This is a genomic window from Gordonia sp. PDNC005 (assembly GCF_016919385.1).
GTDB lineage: Bacteria > Actinomycetota > Actinomycetes > Mycobacteriales > Mycobacteriaceae > Gordonia.
This window is the reverse complement of record NZ_CP070351.1, coordinates 3,295,088-3,312,978: the sequence shown is the minus strand read 5'-3', so window position 1 is coordinate 3,312,978 and position 17,891 is coordinate 3,295,088. Positions and strand designations below refer to the sequence as shown.

Sequence of the window (17,891 nt, the reverse complement as noted above, 5' to 3'; positions counted from 1 at the left end):
ATGACCGCACCTCAGGCCTACATCGTCGACGCCGTCCGCACTCCGGTCGGCAAGCGCGGCGGTTCACTTGCCTCGGTCCACCCCGCCGACCTCGGCGCACACGTGATCTCGGCGATCGTCGAGCGTACCGGGATCGACCCGGAGATCGTCGACGACGTGATCTTCGGCTGCGTCGACACCATCGGCCCGCAGGCGGGCAACATCGCCCGTACCGCATGGCTCACCGCGGGCATGCCGCTCGGCGTTCCCGGCACCACCGTCGACCGCCAGTGCGGCTCAAGCCAGCAGGCGATCCACTTCGCCGCTCAGGCAGTGATGAGCGGCACGCAGGACGTCGTCCTCGCGGGCGGCGTTCAGAACATGAGCGCCATCCCGATCAGCCAGGCGATGATTGCAGGCCAGGAACTCGGATTCACCACGCCCACCGCCGAGTCGAAGGGCTGGGTCGAGCGCTTCGGCGATGCCGAGATCAGCCAGTTCGTCGGTGCCGACATGATGGCCAAGAAGTGGGACATCAGCCGGGGCGACATGGAGGCATGGGCACTGCAGAGCCACGAGCGCGCCCGCGCCGCGATCGCCGCGGGCCGTTTCTCGGGAGAGTACGTCCCGCTTGGAGACTGCGTCGTCGACGAGTGCCCGCGCGAGACGTCGCTGGAGAAGATGGCGTCACTCAATGTCCTCGCCGAGGGCTCCGATCTGACCGCCGCTGTGGCCTCGCAGATCTGCGACGGGTCGTCGGCGACCCTGGTGGTGTCGGAGAAGGCACTGAAGGAGTACGGCCTCACGCCGCGCGCCCGCATCCATCACATGTCGGTCCGCGGTGACGACCCGGTGATGATGCTGTCGGCTCCGATTCCGGCGACGAAGTGGGCGCTGGAGAAGACCGGCATGAGCATCGACGACATCGATGTCGTGGAGATCAATGAGGCGTTCGCTCCGGTTGTTCTCGCATGGCTCAAGGAGACGGGCGCCGACCCGGCCCGCGTCAACCCGAACGGCGGCGGCATCGCTCTGGGGCATCCCCTCGGCGCAACCGGTGCCAAGCTGTTCGCAACGCTCCTCAACGAACTCGAGCGCACCGGCGGACGCTATGGACTTCAGACGATGTGTGAGGGTGGCGGAACCGCCAACGTCACGATCATCGAACGACTCGGCTGATCTCGGCTGGCACAGATTCGACCTTCACCAACAGCCCGGGCACATGCTGCCCGGGCTGTTGTCGTCTCCGATGAGCGGTCGAGTGGTTCTGACGTCGTCTCGTAGTGCCCCACTAGTGGTTTCGGTGCCGACGAGTAGTCCGATCATGGGATGAAAGTGTCGTCCGATTGGTTGAAAAGGCGGCGTTGGGGTGCGCACTTACGCCGGATTGGACGCTTATGCCTGGTGGCACTGAGTGGCCATTCAGTAACGATTGGATAACTCAATTAGTGGTTCATCTGATCGACTGATTGACTGCGACATGAGAGCGCGGTCACGTCGCGCATGCCGTGTGCGTGCACTCACGAGTCCGGGTCTCAATTGTTAATCCACACCCCGCGAAAGGCCTCCATCATGGGCAACATCCCCGATATTTCCGGCATCAACGATCTGATGAAGACGCTCAACGCGCTTCTGAACCAGGCCGGCTCGAACGAGAACGGCGGAAGCCAGACTCCGTCCGCCTGACGACTGGCACGGCGGGCCTCAAGCTCGCACGTCGGGCCGCGCACTGCGCGGCCCGACACCCCTTCGTCCACTCACGATCCTGCACAGGAGTACCGATGTCCGCAGCCCGGCCGCTGGTCGCCGACGATCTCGTCACGGCTGCCGTGGTGCTGGCCGAAGGGCTTCCCGAGATTCCGGAGTACGCCGCCGTTCTCGGCGCCCACGCCGCGGACCCAGTCGTGTGCGACTCTCTGGCGCGTGTCTTCCTCCGACCGTTGATCAACGCCGGCTGTGTTGTCGGCGTCGACGACGACGGGCGTCTCGTGGGGCTGCTCGTGATGCATCGACCATCGGTCGGTGCGCTTGATTCCGACACATCGTCGACGGCAGCCGACCTCGACTTCCTCCTGTCTCACCCGGACCTCGCGACCCGCCTGCTTGCGCGCGTGAACGAACCTGCACTCCCGACCCCGGAGCCGGACGCTGTGACGATCTCGATCGCGGCAGTCGCGAAAACCCATCGGAGCAGCGGCGTCCTCAGGTCGCTCGTCCGTGTCGTCGAGGAGGCGTGCATGGCCGACGGTGTCCGATTCTGTACGTGGACCGCCCGCGAGGACCTGCGTGACATTTACTGCGCGGCGTGGAGTCTCACCCCGTTCGCCGAGCGACGCCTCGATGGGGAGGCGCCCTTGTACGGATTGGCCTCCGCGCGGCCGCCGGTGCTCTCTTCGAGTCGTACCCATTCCTGACCGTCTACCACCACTTCTGAAGGAGTCACCATGACGCGCTCGCGACGCATCCTCCGCGCGGCCGCACTCGCCTCCGCGGCGGCGATGACGCTGACCGCGCTGCCTGCCATTGCGCACGCGGAGCCGAGCGGGGTTATCACCTCGACCGAGGTCACGACCCAGATGTCCGACATCACGGTGCACTCGGCTGCGATGGGGCGCGACATCCCGCTGACGGTTCTGAAGCCCAAAGACACGTCGAAACCCGCCCCGGTGCTCTACCTGCTGAACGGCGCAGGCGGCGGCGAGGACTCGGCGACCTGGCAGCTCAACACCGACATCGTGAAGTTCTTCGCGAACAAGCACGTCTACGTGGTCATCCCGATGCAGGGCGCGTTCTCGTACTACACCGACTGGATCAAGGCCGACGAGAAGCTCGGCGTCAACAAATGGGGCACCTTTCTGGCCGACGAACTGCCGCCCGCCATCGACGGTTCGTACAAGACGACCGGCAAGAACGCCATCGCAGGCATCTCGTCGTCGGCGACGTCGGTCCTCAATCTCGCGATCGCGAACAAGGGCCTCTACCGTGCGGTCGGTTCGTACAGCGGCTGTGCCAGCACATCGAGCGAGCACGGGACGTTGTTCATGCGGATCGTCGTCGAGACCCGTGGCGGAGGCGACGTCCGGAACATGTGGGGCGAACTCCGCGGCCCACTGTGGAAGAAGAACGACCCGATCCGCCACGCGGAGGGACTTCGCGGGCTGTCGCTCTATCTGAGTGCGGCGACAGGGCTTCCCGGTGAACACGACAACCTCCGGGAGGTGCCAGAGGTGGGGACTCTCGCCGACAGGCTCGTCGTCGGCGGCGCGATCGAGACCGCAACGCGCGTGTGCACCGAACAGTTGGCGTCCCGTCTGCAACAGTTGCACATCCCGGCGACGGTCGACCGTCCAGTCGGCGGCACGCACTCGTGGCCCTACTGGCAGGACCAGCTGCACAAGTCGTGGCCGCAGCTCGGCCGGGCGATCGGCGCCTGACTCGCTGTCGCGCTCACCGGCTGGGCGGCCCTGTGATTCGGGCCACCCGGCCGGTAGTATGGGATGGCATTCAGAATTCGTCTCAACATCGAGCAGTTCGCCATGAAGTGGAGGGTCGTATGACCAAGCCTGCAGAAACCCCGGTGCGCGCCGGCGACAAGGTCTCGTCGGAATCGCACAGTCTCACCGAGCTCCTCGACATCCAGAAGGCTGCCTTCCTGCGCGACGGCATCCCTGACGCTGCGACCCGCGTCGACCGGATCAACCGTCTCGGCCAGATGCTCCTCGACAACGCCGACGAGATCACCGCTGCGCTCAACGAGGACTTCGGCACCCGTCCCCGCGAACTGTCGATCGCCACCGACGTCGCAGGCTGCCTCATCGACCTCACCCACCAACGTCGTTCGGCAGAGAAGTGGATGAAGGAGACCAACGTCTCCAAGATCCAGGGTGCGCTCGGCTACAAACAGCGATTGCGCCACGATCCGCTCGGCGTCGTCGGCATCATGGGCCCCTGGAACTTCCCGCTGCAGCTGACGATCGTCCCCGCCGGTTCGGCGTTCGCCGCTGGTAACCGCGTGCTCCTGCGCCCGTCGTCGGTCACCGCGAAGACGACCGCAGTAATCGCGCGCGTGGCCCCCGACTACTTCTCGATCGAGGAACTCGCTGTCGTCACCTCCGCCCACGGTGGCGGCTCCGATTTCGCGAAGCTGAAGGTGGACCACATGTTCTTCACCGGTTCACCCGAAGTCGGTGCGTCGGTCGCGCAGGAGGCCGCGAAGAACCTGACCCCCGTCACCCTGGAACTCGGTGGCAAGAACCCGGTGATCGTCGACGCCACCCAGGACATCACCGAGGCCGCAGACTTCATCGCCGACGCCCGCATGATCAACGGCGGTCAGGTGTGCCTGTGCCCGGACTACGTGTTCGTGCCGGAGAGCAAGGTCGGCGAGTTCACCGAGAAGGTGATCGCCCGCTGGACCAAGAACTTCCCGACGATCGAGAAGAACGATCAGTACACCTCGACGATCAACGAGAAGAACTACACGCGCATCACCGGCCTGATCGACGACGCCGTCGAACTCGGCGCCACCAAGCACCAGGTGATCCCCGCGGGCGAGGCGCTGCCGAACGCCGATGCCCGGAAGATCCCGCCGACCCTCCTGACCGGTGTCAAGGCCGGCATGAAGATCGAAGAGGACGAGGTGTTCGGCCCGGTCCTCACCGTGTACCCGTACCGCAACCTGTCCGAGGCGATCGACAAGATCAACTCGGCGGGACACCCGCTGACCCTGTACTGGGTCGGTGACGACAACGAGAACCTCAAGCGCGTAGCCGACAACACCCGCAGCGGATCGATCAGCGGCAACGACTTTGCTCTGCATCTGCTTTCGCACGGTCTGCCGTTCGGCGGCGTCGGCCGGTCGGGCATGGGCAATTACCATGGCAAGTTCGGTTTCGACACGTTCAGCCATGCTCGCGCGGTCACGGTGTCGACGATGCCGATCAAGTTCGCCGAGCTCGTCTCCGCGCCGTTCACCAAGAGCGACACCCGCCTGACCAACGCCCAGATGAAGATGTGGAACTTCATCCAGGGTCGCGCCAGCCGCAAGTCGGCCAAGCGCTGATCTCCCGCTTTCCGACAGAGGGCCGTCCGCTTGTGCGGGCGGCCCTCGTCGTTCACCGGGTCATCGTGGCGACGGCATTCGCGACGACGGCTTCGGACACGAGGGACCGGTGTGCGTCTAGGCCGACGTCGTACTGCCGCGGCGCGTCGGGGTGCGTGGCCGTCTCACGGTGCGTGTGACCGTGCAAGAGTGGCGCTCCGACGTCGGGCAGTCGCCACTGCAGGTGGCGCGTGTGCCGTGGGCTCGCGGCTTCAGCGGGGGCGTAGGGGGAGTGCGACAGCATCACTGCGGTGTTGTTGATCTGGACCTGAGCTGCGATGCCGACGTAGTCGAACGTCTCGTTGTACTTCGCCGTCCAAGTGCGGGCTCGCTTGTGCATCGGGTGCGCGAGATCGTGGTTGCCGAGGATGTGGAACTTCCTCCGCGGAAGTGAATCCAGGATCTCCAGTGCACGCAGCTGCTTGCCGGGACCGCCTCCGGTCAGATCTCCCAGGATCCAGACGCAGTCGGTGTCGGTGACCGACGCCGCCCACATGTCGACGATCCATGAGTCGTGGTCGACAGTGGTGGTGAATCCACGAAGATCCGCCACCAACTGGTGCCCGAGATGGAGGTCGGACGTGTAGAAGGTGCGACTGGGAGCCATGCGCCGACTCTCGCATGAGGATCTGACAATTTCCGGTTCGTAGTCCGAGGACACGGGCTCGGTGCGCGGCGGGCTCCCGGCATTCGGGAGAACGCATGGTCGAAGCTCGGCGTCCTGACGTAGTTTTCCTGGTCATCGACCGGATCAACGCAGCGTGAGGAGACAGCGATGTCGGACTTCGACCTCGTCATCAGAAACGGCACGATCGTCGACGGGTCGGGAGGTGATCCGTACGTCGCGGACGTCGGCGTCGTGGACGGTGCGATCACCACGATCGGCGACGTCGGTGCGGGGCGCGAGGAGATCGACGCGACCGGACTGCTCGTCACGCCGGGCTTCGTAGATGTTCACACCCACTACGACGGCCAGGTCACATGGGAGAACCGGCTGGTTCCGTCCACCAATCACGGCGTGACGACCGTTCTGATGGGGAACTGCGGCGTCGGGTTCGCGCCGTGCAAGCCCGAGGATCGGCATCTATTGATCCGGCTGATGGAGGGCGTCGAGGACATCCCGAACGTCGTCCTCAGCGAAGGGGTCGACTGGCAGTGGACCACCTATCCCGAGTATCTCGACCATCTCGCCTCCAGGACGTTCGATGCCGACGTCTGCAGCTACGTTCCGCACGCCGCGCTTCGCACCTATGTGATGGGTGAGCGCGCATACCGGAGGGAACCCGCCACCCGGTCCGAGATCGACCAGATGGCGGCACTGCTGGAGGAGGCAGTCGAGGCGGGGGCCTTCGGATTCGGAACGTCGCAGACGATGTTCCACAAGTCGAGCGACGGACAGCTCACCCCGACCATCGCGGCGACAGACGACGAGTACGCGGGTCTCACTCGAGCACTCGAGCGTGCCGGATCGGGGTGTGTCCAGTTCGTCATCGAATACGACGAGGATTGGGAGCGAGTGCTCGACATGGGCCTGCGTCAGGCGGCCGACGCCGGTCGACCGTTCACCATGTCGTTGGTGCAGAGCCACCGCAATCCGACATTGTGGCGGTCGATCATGGCCAAGGTCGACGCGGCGAACGAGGCGGGCGGCGAAGCCACCGTCCAGGTCCTCCCACGCCCACTCGGGGTGCTGCTCGGTCTCGAGCTCACGCTGAATCCGTTCTACTCGACGCCGACCTATCAGGCGATGGCCGAACGACCGCTCGACGAGCGGCTCCGGAAACTCCGCAAGCCCGAGGTCAGGGCTCGGATCCTCGCGGAGGGAAACGACCCGAATCCGGTGATGGAGATCGGCCTCCGGGTCCGTGACTACGACCATCTCTTCGAAATGGGCGACGACTTCGACTACGAGCCGCACGCAACCGCCAGCATCGGAGCACAGGCCGCTGCGGCAGGCGTCACCCCGGACAGCTTCGTCTACGACCGAATGGTGGAGGGAGACGGGCGGACGATTCTGTACCTGGCGTTCTCCAACTACGCCGACTTCTCGCTCGAAGCATCCCGTGAGATGCTTCTGAGCCGCCACGCGATCCCTGGGCTCGGCGACGGTGGTGCGCATCTCGGAGTGATCTGCGACGGCAGCATCTACACCCACATGCTCACCCACTGGGGACGAGACCGGCGCCGTGGCGACCGGATCCCGATTCCACATCTGATCCACCTCATGACCAGGCGCTCCGCCGAGATGGTCGGTCTGCACGACCGCGGCCTCGTCGCCCCAGGCCATCGGGCGGATCTCAACGTGATCGATCTCGATCGGCTCAAGCTCGATCTGCCTCGCGTGGTCCGCGATCTCCCTGCCGGTGGACGCCGGTTGATGCAGGACGCCCAGGGTTACACCGCGACAGTCGTCGCGGGTGTTGTCGTCAGCCGAGACGGTCGACCGACCGGAGCGCTGCCGGGCCGCTTGGTCCGCGGTCCGCAGGCCGGCCCCGCGCTGGAACGCTCTTGACCTCAGAGAAAGGCTCGACAAGATGAAAGGCAGACACGACCTCACAGAAGTGGGCGGCCGTGGAGCATGGCTCGGCAGCAGCTTCGACTACCGGCAGGACGGGCTGTGGACCCTGTCGCAGGACGAGCTGGCCGACATCGCAAGCGCGCTTGAGACACTCAAATCTCTCGGCGACCTCGACCTGACCGAGATCACCGTCGACACCTTCCCGCTCCGCCGGGTCGGAGCTCTCATCGCGCGCCTTCGAGACGAACTGTGGGCCGGGCGGGGGTTCGTGCTGATCCGCGGATTGTCGCGCGATGAGTACAGCGACGACGACCTCGCACGCATCTACTGCGGACTCGGCGCGCATCTCGGCACCGTCATTCCCCAGTCGGGCAACGGTGAAGTCCTCGGTCACGTCATGAACGTCGCCGACAAGGTGAAGGAGTCGCTGCGCGGCTACCGAACGGCGCAGGCGATGAACATGCACAGCGACGGCCACGACGTGGTGTCCCTGCTCTGTCTGCAAGAGGCGAAGGTCGGAGGCGCCAGCCGGATCGCCAGCGCAGCCGCCGTCCATGACCGCATGGTCGACGTGGCTCCCGCCCTCGCTGCGCTGCTGTACGATGGAATGCCGATCATGCGGAGTCGGCTGGACGCCGAACGCGGAGACGGACACATCGTCACTCCTGATCGCGTGGCGATGTTCGCCAAGCCGGACGGGGTGTTCGCGTCGTGTGTGCACGTCGCGCAGACTCGGGATGCGGCACGAGCGGGCTACTTCGACATCACTCCCGCGCAGGAAGCCGCTCTGGAGTTGTTCTGCGAACTGGCGGCGTCTCCGGAGTTCTACCTCGACATGAAGATCGCTCCCGGTGACATCCAGTTCCTGAACAACCGCCTGATCGTCCACGGGCGGACGCCATACACCGATCACGATGAGATCGAACGTCGTCGGCATCTTCTCCGGCTTTGGGTGAACATCCCGACCTGGCCGCGTCGAGCCGCAGTCCAGCAGGACGTCTACTCGATGGAGGACCTGCCGAACTGGGCGCGATACCGGGAGCCGTTCATGGAGCTTCCCAGCCGCTACCGGCAGGCGCTCGGCGTCTGACCTCACTCGAAACGATCACGCCGCCCGCGACCAGGAGGTCGTGGGCGGCGCAGTCGTCCGGGTGCCAGGGGCTCAATCGCTCCCGAAGGGGAACGTGAGCGGAGTGAGCGCTCCCATGTCGATCTCGATCAGGGTCGGTGCGCGGTAGGCCAGCGCTCCGGCGAGTGCACGATCGAATTCGGCGGCACTCGACGCCTTCTCCGCCCGGATCCCGAACGATCGCGCCAGATCCGTGAAATCGGGGGCCACCAGGTCGACGTCGTGCAGGTCGCCGTCGCCGATGCCTCCTTCGATGTTCCGGAGCATCTGGTAACCGCTGTCGTTGAACAGACAGATCACCACTGGTGCGTTCGCCTGCGCTGCGGTCGCCAGCTCGCCGACACTCAACATGAACCCTCCGTCGCCCTGGAGCAAGATGGTGTGCTCGTTCGCGGCCAGGGCCGCGCCGATCGCCAGCGGGAGGCCAGGGCCGATCCCCGCCGCCGTCGATCGGACGGAGGTGCGAGGCTCCCACACCGACATCAGGGTCTCGCCCCACGCGTACGCCGGGACGGTCGCGTCGCGGACGACGGGGCCGCCGCGCGCACGGCGCGAGTTGATAGACGCGCAGATAGCGGCGTGGTCCGCACCGATGCGCCGGACGACGAGGTCGCGTGCGCTCGCTGCGGCCGCCTGCCCTGCGGCGAGGTGCTCCGCGCGGACCTTCGCCGTTGTCGTGTCCGGCGACGGCAGAGTGTCGACAAGGGCCCGGAGACCCTCGTCGGCGTCGGCGACCATGGTCGCCGCAGCCCGATACGAACGATTCATCACGTCCGGATCGACGTCGAGGTGCACAAGCGAGTCAGGGAACGGCAATGACCATTCCGCGGTCGGGAACTGTTGGAATCGAGTGCCGACGGCGAGCATCACATCGCAGGTGGCGAGATAGTCGGGCAGCGGAGTCGTGGTCCCCAGCGCCCCGAGGCTGTGTGAGTCGTCGTCCGGCAACGCCCCGCGTCCCTCCCTGGTCGTCAGGACGGGGGCGTTCCACGCGCGGGCGAAGTCGAGCAAAGACTTCTCGGCGCCGGAGCGGAGGACTCCACCACCGGCCCAGATGACTGGACGTGATGCGGAGGTGAGTATCGCGACTGCCGCTTCGAGGTCCGCCGCCGCCGGAACGAGCCGTCCCGCGGGGCGAACTGCGTCGAACAGCAGCGACGTATCGACCGCGGTCGGCATGTCTTGGACGTCGATGGGGATCTCAACGGCCACCGGTCGGGGACGGCCGTGTGTCGCTTCGAGGCCCAGCTCGACGATTGTGTTCGCGACTGCTTCGGGGCGGTCGACAGTGACGACTCGTTTGCACACGGTCCGCAGCATCTCGGCTTGATCGTCGGCTTCGTGAACGAACCCGCGCCCACGGCCCATCTCGGTCGTCGGGATCTGGGTGGTGATGAGGAGCACCGGAGACGAAGCGTAGTGCGCCTCGTAAAGGCCGCCCATGGTGTTGGCGGTGCCGGGGCCGGTGCTCACGATCCCCACGGAGAGCTCCCCGGAGACCCGCGCGTGCCCGTCCGCCGCGTGCACCACACCCTGTTCGTGGCGGCATCCGATCACCTGAATCGAACCACGTGTGTGCAGCGCTTTGAGAATCGTCAGGTTGTGGGCGCTGGGGACGGTGAAGACCTTGGTGACTCCGAGGGCTTCGAGGGCGAGGGCAGCGGCCGTGCCGCCGTCGACGATCGTCGTGTCTGTCATCGCCGGACCTCAGTGCGTTCCCGATGCGACGCCGCCGAAGACGCTCTGCGCGGTGAAGTTCATCGCGCCGCTCGCCCCTTGGCGGTCGGCTGGAACGGCTTCCACGATCAGGTTCTGGGTGTTGCCGAAGTAGAAGCCGGTCGCGATGCCGATCATCACGGCGCAGGTGCGGACCAGCGTTGCACTGTCGGTGCCGATCGACCCGGCTAGTATGAGGCACGGAGCAGCGAAGAAGACTCCGCTGCCGATGAGAACGATTCGGGGCCCATAGCGGCGGGCGAGGAATCCGGCCAGGACGCCCGCGGTCATCGAACCGAGCCCCTGAGGCATTCCCTGCCACAGTGCGACGTCCCATGCGGTGAGACCGAACCCGTGCGGTGTTGCCGGGGTCTGCAGCAACTGCGGGAGGACGTACGCCCACCCGGAGATGGTGAAGCCGAAGCAGGCGGTGGTCACCAGGGTTAGCAGGAGCCGAGGCCCCTCGAGCGCGAGCCCGAGCATGACGATGATGCCGATGTAGTAGGCCGTGGATCGCTCCGGCTCACCTGGATTGCTGAGCTTCTTGTCGACGACGGTTGAGTCTCCGTCTGGTGAGTGACCGCTCACTGCGACCGCCCTTTCTCGTATGTGTGCTCGCCGGCACGTGCGGCGAGGGTGTCGGTAACGATCGCCGGTGCGATGGGTCGCGACAACGCCGTCTCCCGTGAATCGGGAATGCCCGTGGAGACGACTGCGACTTCGGTCGAAGGTGGAGCTCACTGTCGAGGCGAATGGAAGGACAACTCATGGGAGAGGTCGAATGCGGGGGCGGATGAGGCCAGGGGGAATCTCTGGCGTCGCACTGAAGGCCGACGCCGAATACTGGGCGGAGTGGCGTGGCTCAGACGGAGGTGAGGCGTTCGGGGGCGATGCGAGTGGCATTCGCCTCCAGTGCCCTGCCGAGTGCTGCTGCAGCCGCTTGCACGTTGAGCCGAAAGACGCGGTTGCGAACCTGTAGTGACGAGCCGCTGACGGCGAGAGCGACGTCGGCGGGGCGCCCGTGCACTCGAACCACCGATGCCACACACCCGATCCCAGGGACGAGGTCGTCGAACGTGTGGGCCACTCCGGTCTCGCGAACGCGGCCGAGTTCGTCACGACGTCTGGCGTCGATGTTCTCGTGGGCCTCGTTGCCCGCTGCAGAGAGCAGCACCTTGCCGAGGCTGGTGCGCTGCGCGGGCAGACGTGCGCCGACCCGGAACGGAGAAGTCGTCGATGGGGGGCCTCCGGCCTTCTCGAGGATGACGACCTGTGAATCGCGAATAGTGCCGAGGCATGCGATCAGTCCGGTTCTGGCGGCGAGGCCTTGGACTACCGGCCAGGCACACGCCATCTCGGCGTCGCCCTGGGCTGCACCTATGCCGAAGTCGAACATGCGTGAACCCAGTCGATACTCGTTGCCCGCGCGTGCGATCCATCCGAGACCGGCGAGCTGGTCCAAGATCCGATGGACCGAGGAACGTGGGATACCGGTTCGCCGGGTGACGTCAGCCAAGGTCACCGGGCGGCCGTGCTGGCAACGCATGTCTTCGAGGACGACCGAGGCGCGTCCGAGGATTCCGCTTGTCATGTCGAGGCTCCAGTTCACCGCCCGGGAGGCGGATATCTAAGACGGCCCTAGCCAAATGGCTAGTAATTGTGGTGCCGGTTACACTAGGCCCCGGAATTGGGGGAAGTCAACCCTTGGCGAGGCGACCTCGTCGATCAGGTCGTGGCTGGTGAGAGAGGGATTGATGAACGAGAGCATCGCGCAGACGGGAAAGGAGCGCGACACCGCTCGGATCGTCGACGCCGCGTTGGAGCTGTACTCCGAACGCGGGCCGGCACGTGTGTCTCTCCGAGAGGTCGCGCAGCGTGCCGGAGTGAACTATGGGCTGATTCATCAGTACGTGGGAACCAAGGAGCAGTTGCTCCGACTCGTGTTCACCAGGTCGTCCGAAGTGTGGACCGACGCGTTCGCCTCCGCTGGAGGCGCCGAGTCGGCGGCAGGGGTGCTGCTTCGCGCGAAATCGAGCACGTATGTCCGCATGCTCGCACACGTGATCCTCGAAGGCCGGGACCCGTCTGTGCTCGTCGGCAGCAATCCTGCGATGAAGGAGTTGGTCCGGCGTCTCGACGACGACGCCGACGACGGGTCGGGTATCGCGGATGCACGCTTGCACGCTGCGGTTCTCACCGGGATGAGTATGGGCTGGGGCCTGTTCGGTCCCTATCTACGACTCATTTCCGGGCTCGACGACGTCCCCCAAGACGAACTGGACGAGCGGGTCTACGCATACCTGCGTGAGGTGTTCGCTGCCGCGCGTTGACCGCGATTCGGCACTCGCCGTCCCGTGGATCGGGACATCCTGTGGCGCGAGCGACGCGCTGCTCCTTACGGTCGTTCCTCGTCGTCGGATCGGCCGACGGCTGAGCCAAGGGAGCTGCCCGTGACTGATCTAGACCGGACGCCAGACGTCCACGATCCCGCCGTACGACAGACGTATTCGGGCATCCGGCGAGTCGCCATGTCCAGCCTGCTCGGCACTGTCATCGAGTACTACGACTTTCTGCTGTACAGCACCATGGCCGCTCTCGTGTTCGGTCGGTTGTTCTTCCCGAACTCGAGTGGCGCCACAGCCACGATCGCGGCGTTCGGAACGCTCGCGGCGGGCTACGTCGCGCGCCCGGTCGGGGGAATCCTCTTCGGGCACTTCGGTGATCGCGTCGGGCGCAAGACGATGCTTGTCCTGTCGATGGTCCTGATGGGTGGTGCGAGTTTCCTGATCGGCGTTCTGCCGACTTTCCATCAGATCGGCATGGCGGCTCCGATCCTGCTCGTCGCTCTGCGGGTGGTTCAGGGTGTCGCTGTCGGCGGCGAGTGGGGCGGGGCCGCACTGATGGTGATCGAGCACGCGGATCCTCGACGCCGCGGCGCCTGGGTAGGGCTCATGCAGTTGGGATCACCGCTGGGGTCGTTCGCGTCGAGCGTCGCGGTGATGCTGGTGACGATGCTGCCCGACGAGCAGTTCTATTCGTGGGGCTGGCGGATCCCGTTTCTGCTGAGCGGAATTCTGCTCGTGATCGGCTTGTATGTGCGGATGTCGGTCGCCGAGAGTCCGATCTTCGCCGAAGCGGCGAAGAAGTCGCTCGACGGGGCTCGATTGCGACCACCTGCGCTGGAGGTCCTTCGTCGCCCGAAGAACGTGATTCTCGCGTGTGGCGTCGGTATCGGTCCGTTCGTGCTGACCGCCCTGATTACTTCTCAGATGCTCGCCTACGCGAAGGGAGTCGGGTTCGCGTCGTCCGATGTGGTGCGCGCGATGCTGTTCACTTCGGTGGTCGCCATGGTCTGCATTCCGTTGTTCTCGGCGCTCTCCGATCGTGTCGGTCGCCGTACCGTGAGCCTGGCAGGCGTGGTCGGCTCGGTCGTCGTCGCGTTTCCGCTGTACGCGATGGTCAATTCGGGTTCGGTCTTGCTGTTGACTCTCGGAATGATGATCGCGCAAGTTGCGCAGAACGCGATGTATGCACCGCTTGCGCCGATGCTGTCGGAGATGTTCGGTACCGGTGTGCGCTACACCGGCGTGTCGATGGGATACCAGGCGGCGAGTCTTATCGGTGCGGGCTTCACGCCGATGGTTGCGACGGCCCTTGTCGAGTCGTCGGGTGGCTCCAGCCTTCCGCTCAGTCTGCTGATCGTTGCGGGCGGTGCGATCACTGTCGGCGCGATCTGGGCTGTATCGGAGACCAGGGGCAGGGATTTGAACTCGGAGCCTGCGTCGGAGCAGGCTTGACAGGAGGCGTCGTGGAGGATTGGCAAACAAGCGCTTGGTAGGGTGGAGGTGACCACTCGAGGAGGCCACGTTGACGTCGAAGGCGACGTCGGGTTCGACCCGACGCGATGAGCTGCTCGGTATCGCGGGTGAACTGTTCGCCGAGCGCGGCCTACGGTCGACGACAGTCCGCGACATCGCCGACACCGCGGGAATTCTCTCTGGCAGTCTGTACCACCACTTCGACTCCAAGGAATCGATGGTCGACGAACTGCTGCGCGACTTCCTCGACACGCTGTTCTCCCGGTACCGCGAGATCGACGCCGCGGGCCTGAGCGCTGCCGAGACCTTGCGGCAGTTGGTGATCGCTTCGTTCGAGGCTATCGACACCCGACACACGGCGGTGGCGATCTATCAGAACGAAGCGCGTCAACTCACTGGTCAGGAACGCTTCTCCTACATCAACGAACGCAACCGCGAGAACCGCGAACTGTGGGCCTCGGTCTTGCGCCGCGGCGTCGCCGAGGGCGACTTCCGGCCCGACCTCGACGTGGACCTCGTCTACCGATTCATGCGCGACACTGTGTGGGTGGCCGTCCGGTGGTACCGCCCAGGCGGCGCCAAGACTGTCGAGCAGATCGCCGACCAGTACCTCTCCATCGTTCTGGACGGAATCCTCCCGCGCTGACCGACGCGTGTCCGCTATGCCGTAGATCGTGACCACTATGTGGTAAGAATCAACGGCGCAGGGGGTCTGCGTGCTTTCGGTTGTTCAGGGGGACGACTATGGAACAGTCACGGGTCGCGGAGCTTCGCTACCGGGAGAACTTCGGTCCTGATGAGTGGGACTGGTCCGAATCGCTGGCGATCATCGTGACGGTCCTGATTCCAGAGTTCTTCCGACGCCCCGCGGTTGCGTGGAGCGTGGTCGTCATGGTTCTCATGACGACGGTGCTTTCGCCATTCGACGGGCTGTCCGCACTGGTTGGATTCGTGTACCTGCTTGTCAGTCCGATCCTGCTCGGACTGGTCTGCTTGGTCGTCGTTCGACGCGTTAACCGGAAGCCCGGGCAACAGGAACTCGTCTTCCGCGAGAACGGCTTCTCCTACTACGGTCCGCTCGCGGAGAAGCTCCCCGCTGAGATCCCGTACACCGACGTCGTCTCGCTGCGTGCATACAAGCGGGCCACAGCGATGCGCACGAAGCATCTCCGAGGTGCGGCCCTCATCGCAGGCCCCGAGCTCATGCCGCCCGAGGCGTACAACCGCGTGTACGCGGGCATGCGGCGATGACGACTCCGAAGGGCTATGTGCCCGAGTTCGACCACGAGTACACGTACGTGCAGGGTGACAGAGCGAAGTTGCGCCGCGTGGCCTGGATTCTGTGGCTGTCGCATAACCGCGGGCTCTGGATCATGATCGCCGTGCAGACCGTGGCGTTCGGGCTCTGCGCGATACAGTTCGACGAGCTGCTGTATCTGCTGGGTATCCCCGCAATGACGTTGTTCTTCTTCGTGGTGACGGCCTATCGGATGAGAAAGGCGTTCTGGTGGGCGGAATCAGGTCGCGAGGCGGCGGTCGGGCTCGACGCAGGCGTACTCCGGATAATGGACGCGAGTGGGCAGCTGATTCTGCAGGTCTCGACATTGAGGACCGTGTTCTGGATCGACGAGGTCCTGCTCGTCGAGTTGAAGAGCAAGCGCCGACTGATGCTGTTGAAACCCTTGATCGGACCGGGATTCGAAGCGAATCTGGTCGCAGCGACCTCAGTCGCGAAGTGACGGAGTGTTTCAGAGGTCCTCGCGCCGAAGGTCAGGCCATGGTGGACGCCGAATCACGGCGGCGAGGGACATGATTGTGGCGACCAGCCCGACAGTGATGCCGAGTTGGGCGATCCGGGTGTCGTCGACTGCCGATCGCCAGGTGGTGTCGCCGTCGTCGGTCACGACGAACACGCCCAGGGCGCGGGACGGCCGGAACCGCGTCGCGGGCATGCTCACGGGAATCACGGTCACGTGATCCGACGTACGAATCGGCGTGCCGTACAACGCTGAGGCGGGTGTACTTGGAGAGTCGGTCATCGTGGGTCCTCTCAGGGTTGGACGCGGGTCCAGACGATGTCGTCGACCAGCTTGGAGAGACGCCAGCCGTCGGACGTGCGGATCGCGTCGAAATGGTAATAGCCGCCGACCTCCCACAACTGTTCCGTTCCATCGGCGCGGGTGGCGATCATCGGGTTGAAGAAGTAGGTGACTCCTGAGGCGCTGTCGGCTCCCGGTTCAAGAGAGACGTCGAACTGCCCGAGCATGTGCTGCCACCTGGTGAAGCCCTCGAGGCTGCGGATGAACGCTTTGGCCTCCGCGAGCGTCCCGACGGGGCCGCCCGGAGCGCTGTAGTCGAGGACTGCGTCCGCGGAGAACACGCGGTCGAGGTCGTCCCAGCTGCTGGTGTCGACCGCCCTGGTGTAGGCGGTCATCAAGGCGGTGATCTGATGGCGGTCGATGAGTTCGGTGACGTCCATCCCTCGACTGTCGCACGGCAGAGAGCGTCAGGTCAGAGCTTGGTCGACGCCGTCACGGTGAACTTGGGGTTCCGCACGATCTGGCGAGTCGGCCCGACGATCCGGCCGAGCGAACCGCGGTAGGCGAGATGCGAATTCCAGACGCACCACAGTTCTCCGCCGGGTGCGAGAGCACGTGATGCGTCAGCGAACAGATGGTGAGCGATCCCCGTCGACAGGGCCGCGTCACTGTGGAACGGCGGGTTCAACACGATCAGGTGCTGGGACGAGTCGGCGACGTTCTCCAAGCCGTCGGCCTGCTCAACGCGCACACGGTCGCCCACACTGTTCAGCTCGGCGGTGGCGCGGGCCGACCGGACGGCGGCGGCCGACCGATCTGTTGCGTCGACGGACGCCGACGGTCGAGCCCCAGCGAGCGACGCGGCGATGACTCCGGTGCCGCACGCGAGGTCGACGATGCTGTCCGCGTCAGGGCGAGCGGCGTCGAGAACACCGAGCAGGAGACGCGTTCCGATGTCGACGCGAGTGCCGGCGAACACTCCGCCGTGCGCCGCGACGGTGACGGCGGGATCGGTGTGCGTCTGGGTCTGGGGCCACGCGGCGAGGCGTTCCACGGCGTGGTCGCGCCTGGGACCGCGCGCGAACAGCACACGTGACTTCTGGCGAGCGCGGCTCACATCGACGCGGTCGAAGTACTCGCGTAGCACGTCGTTCATCGCGACCGACATGTGTTTGATCCGACCGCCCGCGACGACCACGACGTCGTCGTCGGCGTTGGCCGCGATCAACGCTGCGACTTCGGCGAGACGGTCGAGCGACCGCGGGAGTCGAACGAGGACGATCCGTGCGCCGTCGACGACGTCCGGTCCAAACGGGAGAGCCCGAATATCGGTCACGCCGAAGGTCGCCGCGTTGGCGGCGAGTGCTCGTTCACCGGTGACGAGATCCTGATGGACCCGGACCCCGTCGGCCCGAGAGCCCAGCGTGAGGGCGCCGTACGCGTCGTCGATCACGGCGACCGACCCGGCCGGAGCGGCCGCCAGAAGCTGAGCGGCCTCGTCGAGGATCAGCCGGTCCGCGGCGTCCGATGCAGAGAGCCCAGGCCCGTCCACGTCGGGAAACCGTCTCAAATCCTCGAGATCCACCCTGAA

18 protein-coding genes are annotated in these 17,891 nt (G+C 65.4%); 11 read left to right on the top strand and 7 right to left on the bottom strand.

Annotated elements, in window-relative coordinates:
- The 4 genes from JVX90_RS15955 (at position 1) to JVX90_RS15940 (ending at position 5,041) form a co-directional block, all read left to right on the top strand.
- Positions 1–1,158: an acetyl-CoA C-acetyltransferase gene (locus JVX90_RS15955; protein WP_205329673.1), complete on the top strand. Its 1,158-nt coding sequence runs from the start codon at positions 1–3 to the stop codon at positions 1,156–1,158.
- A 602-nt stretch (positions 1,159–1,760) separates the two neighbouring features.
- A complete protein-coding gene (locus JVX90_RS15950) occupies positions 1,761–2,393 on the top strand; it encodes a hypothetical protein (protein WP_205329672.1) in 633 nt (210 codons plus the stop codon).
- 30 nt (positions 2,394–2,423) lie between these two features.
- Positions 2,424–3,413, top strand: a complete 990-nt coding sequence (locus JVX90_RS15945) for an alpha/beta hydrolase family protein (protein ID WP_205329671.1) — start codon at positions 2,424–2,426, stop codon at positions 3,411–3,413.
- Between the two features lie 119 nt (positions 3,414–3,532).
- Positions 3,533–5,041 carry an aldehyde dehydrogenase family protein gene (locus tag JVX90_RS15940; protein WP_205329670.1) on the top strand — a complete coding sequence of 503 codons (1,509 nt, stop codon included), beginning with the start codon at positions 3,533–3,535 and terminating at the stop codon, positions 5,039–5,041.
- Between the two features lie 52 nt (positions 5,042–5,093).
- Here the strand turns inward: JVX90_RS15940 and JVX90_RS15935 are convergent, their stop codons facing one another.
- Positions 5,094–5,687 (bottom strand): metallophosphoesterase, encoded by a 594-nt coding sequence (locus JVX90_RS15935; protein WP_205329669.1) that lies wholly within the window; start codon positions 5,685–5,687, stop codon positions 5,094–5,096.
- A gap of 168 nt (positions 5,688–5,855) precedes the next feature.
- Here JVX90_RS15935 and JVX90_RS15930 point away from each other — a divergent pair, with 168 nt between their 5' ends.
- Both JVX90_RS15930 and JVX90_RS15925 read left to right on the top strand, forming a co-directional pair.
- Positions 5,856–7,592: an amidohydrolase family protein gene (locus JVX90_RS15930; RefSeq protein WP_205329668.1), complete on the top strand. Its 1,737-nt coding sequence runs from the start codon at positions 5,856–5,858 to the stop codon at positions 7,590–7,592.
- 22 nt (positions 7,593–7,614) lie between these two features.
- The gene (locus JVX90_RS15925) at positions 7,615–8,688 is read left to right on the top strand and encodes a TauD/TfdA family dioxygenase (protein WP_205329667.1); all 1,074 of its coding nucleotides are present in this window, start codon (positions 7,615–7,617) and stop codon (positions 8,686–8,688) included.
- Positions 8,689–8,760: 72 nt separating this feature from the next.
- On the opposite strand, the gene JVX90_RS15920 is transcribed toward JVX90_RS15925, so the two are convergent.
- From JVX90_RS15920 to JVX90_RS15910, 3 genes are all read right to left on the bottom strand, one after another.
- The gene (locus JVX90_RS15920; RefSeq protein WP_205329666.1) at positions 8,761–10,425 is read right to left on the bottom strand and encodes a thiamine pyrophosphate-binding protein; all 1,665 of its coding nucleotides are present in this window, start codon (positions 10,423–10,425) and stop codon (positions 8,761–8,763) included.
- Between the two features lie 9 nt (positions 10,426–10,434).
- Positions 10,435–11,031: an MFS transporter gene (locus JVX90_RS15915; protein ID WP_205329665.1), complete on the bottom strand. Its 597-nt coding sequence runs from the start codon at positions 11,029–11,031 to the stop codon at positions 10,435–10,437.
- 274 nt (positions 11,032–11,305) lie between these two features.
- Positions 11,306–12,034 carry an IclR family transcriptional regulator C-terminal domain-containing protein gene (locus JVX90_RS15910; protein ID WP_205329664.1) on the bottom strand — a complete coding sequence of 243 codons (729 nt, stop codon included), beginning with the start codon at positions 12,032–12,034 and terminating at the stop codon, positions 11,306–11,308.
- Between the two features lie 163 nt (positions 12,035–12,197).
- Here JVX90_RS15910 and JVX90_RS15905 point away from each other — a divergent pair, with 163 nt between their 5' ends.
- From JVX90_RS15905 to JVX90_RS15885, 5 genes are all read left to right on the top strand, one after another.
- Entirely contained in the window at positions 12,198–12,773 is a 576-nt protein-coding gene (locus JVX90_RS15905) for a TetR/AcrR family transcriptional regulator (protein WP_240193921.1), read from the top strand.
- A gap of 198 nt (positions 12,774–12,971) precedes the next feature.
- Positions 12,972–14,240 carry an MFS transporter gene (locus JVX90_RS15900; RefSeq protein ID WP_205332453.1) on the top strand — a complete coding sequence of 423 codons (1,269 nt, stop codon included), beginning with the start codon at positions 12,972–12,974 and terminating at the stop codon, positions 14,238–14,240.
- A gap of 70 nt (positions 14,241–14,310) precedes the next feature.
- Positions 14,311–14,907: a TetR/AcrR family transcriptional regulator gene (locus JVX90_RS15895; protein ID WP_205329663.1), complete on the top strand. Its 597-nt coding sequence runs from the start codon at positions 14,311–14,313 to the stop codon at positions 14,905–14,907.
- Positions 14,908–15,005: 98 nt separating this feature from the next.
- Positions 15,006–15,512 (top strand): hypothetical protein, encoded by a 507-nt coding sequence (locus JVX90_RS15890; protein ID WP_205329662.1) that lies wholly within the window; start codon positions 15,006–15,008, stop codon positions 15,510–15,512.
- Entirely contained in the window at positions 15,509–16,000 is a 492-nt protein-coding gene (locus JVX90_RS15885) for a hypothetical protein (protein WP_205329661.1), read from the top strand. The genes JVX90_RS15890 and JVX90_RS15885 overlap by 4 nt, the downstream gene beginning before the upstream one ends.
- A 9-nt stretch (positions 16,001–16,009) precedes the next feature.
- Here JVX90_RS15885 and JVX90_RS15880 read toward each other — a convergent pair whose 3' ends face one another.
- From JVX90_RS15880 to JVX90_RS15870, 3 genes are read right to left on the bottom strand one after another with little or no spacing between them, the layout of a single operon-like run.
- A complete protein-coding gene (locus JVX90_RS15880; protein WP_205329660.1) occupies positions 16,010–16,300 on the bottom strand; it encodes a hypothetical protein in 291 nt (96 codons plus the stop codon).
- Positions 16,301–16,311: 11 nt separating this feature from the next.
- Positions 16,312–16,740, bottom strand: coding sequence for a nuclear transport factor 2 family protein (locus tag JVX90_RS15875; RefSeq protein WP_205329659.1), 429 nt, complete (start codon positions 16,738–16,740; stop codon positions 16,312–16,314).
- A 32-nt stretch (positions 16,741–16,772) separates the two neighbouring features.
- On the bottom strand, positions 16,773–17,885 hold the full coding sequence (locus tag JVX90_RS15870) for a methyltransferase (RefSeq protein ID WP_205329658.1): 1,113 nt from the start codon (positions 17,883–17,885) through the stop codon (positions 16,773–16,775).
- Positions 17,886–17,891 lie beyond the last annotated feature (6 nt).

Coding starts and splice junctions, on each gene's coding strand:
- JVX90_RS15955 (WP_205329673.1), top strand. CDS start 1: ATGACCGCACCTCAGGCCTACATCGTCGACGCCGTCCGCACTCCGGTC.
- JVX90_RS15950 (WP_205329672.1), top strand. CDS start 1,761: ATGTCCGCAGCCCGGCCGCTGGTCGCCGACGATCTCGTCACGGCTGCC.
- JVX90_RS15945 (WP_205329671.1), top strand. CDS start 2,424: ATGACGCGCTCGCGACGCATCCTCCGCGCGGCCGCACTCGCCTCCGCG.
- JVX90_RS15940 (WP_205329670.1), top strand. CDS start 3,533: ATGACCAAGCCTGCAGAAACCCCGGTGCGCGCCGGCGACAAGGTCTCG.
- JVX90_RS15935 (WP_205329669.1), bottom strand. CDS start 5,687: ATGGCTCCCAGTCGCACCTTCTACACGTCCGACCTCCATCTCGGGCAC.
- JVX90_RS15930 (WP_205329668.1), top strand. CDS start 5,856: ATGTCGGACTTCGACCTCGTCATCAGAAACGGCACGATCGTCGACGGG.
- JVX90_RS15925 (WP_205329667.1), top strand. CDS start 7,615: ATGAAAGGCAGACACGACCTCACAGAAGTGGGCGGCCGTGGAGCATGG.
- JVX90_RS15920 (WP_205329666.1), bottom strand. CDS start 10,425: ATGACAGACACGACGATCGTCGACGGCGGCACGGCCGCTGCCCTCGCC.
- JVX90_RS15910 (WP_205329664.1), bottom strand. CDS start 12,034: ATGACAAGCGGAATCCTCGGACGCGCCTCGGTCGTCCTCGAAGACATG.
- JVX90_RS15905 (WP_240193921.1), top strand. CDS start 12,198: ATGAACGAGAGCATCGCGCAGACGGGAAAGGAGCGCGACACCGCTCGG.
- JVX90_RS15900 (WP_205332453.1), top strand. CDS start 12,972: ATGTCCAGCCTGCTCGGCACTGTCATCGAGTACTACGACTTTCTGCTG.
- JVX90_RS15890 (WP_205329662.1), top strand. CDS start 15,006: ATGGAACAGTCACGGGTCGCGGAGCTTCGCTACCGGGAGAACTTCGGT.
- JVX90_RS15885 (WP_205329661.1), top strand. CDS start 15,509: ATGACGACTCCGAAGGGCTATGTGCCCGAGTTCGACCACGAGTACACG.
- JVX90_RS15880 (WP_205329660.1), bottom strand. CDS start 16,300: ATGACCGACTCTCCAAGTACACCCGCCTCAGCGTTGTACGGCACGCCG.
- JVX90_RS15875 (WP_205329659.1), bottom strand. CDS start 16,740: ATGGACGTCACCGAACTCATCGACCGCCATCAGATCACCGCCTTGATG.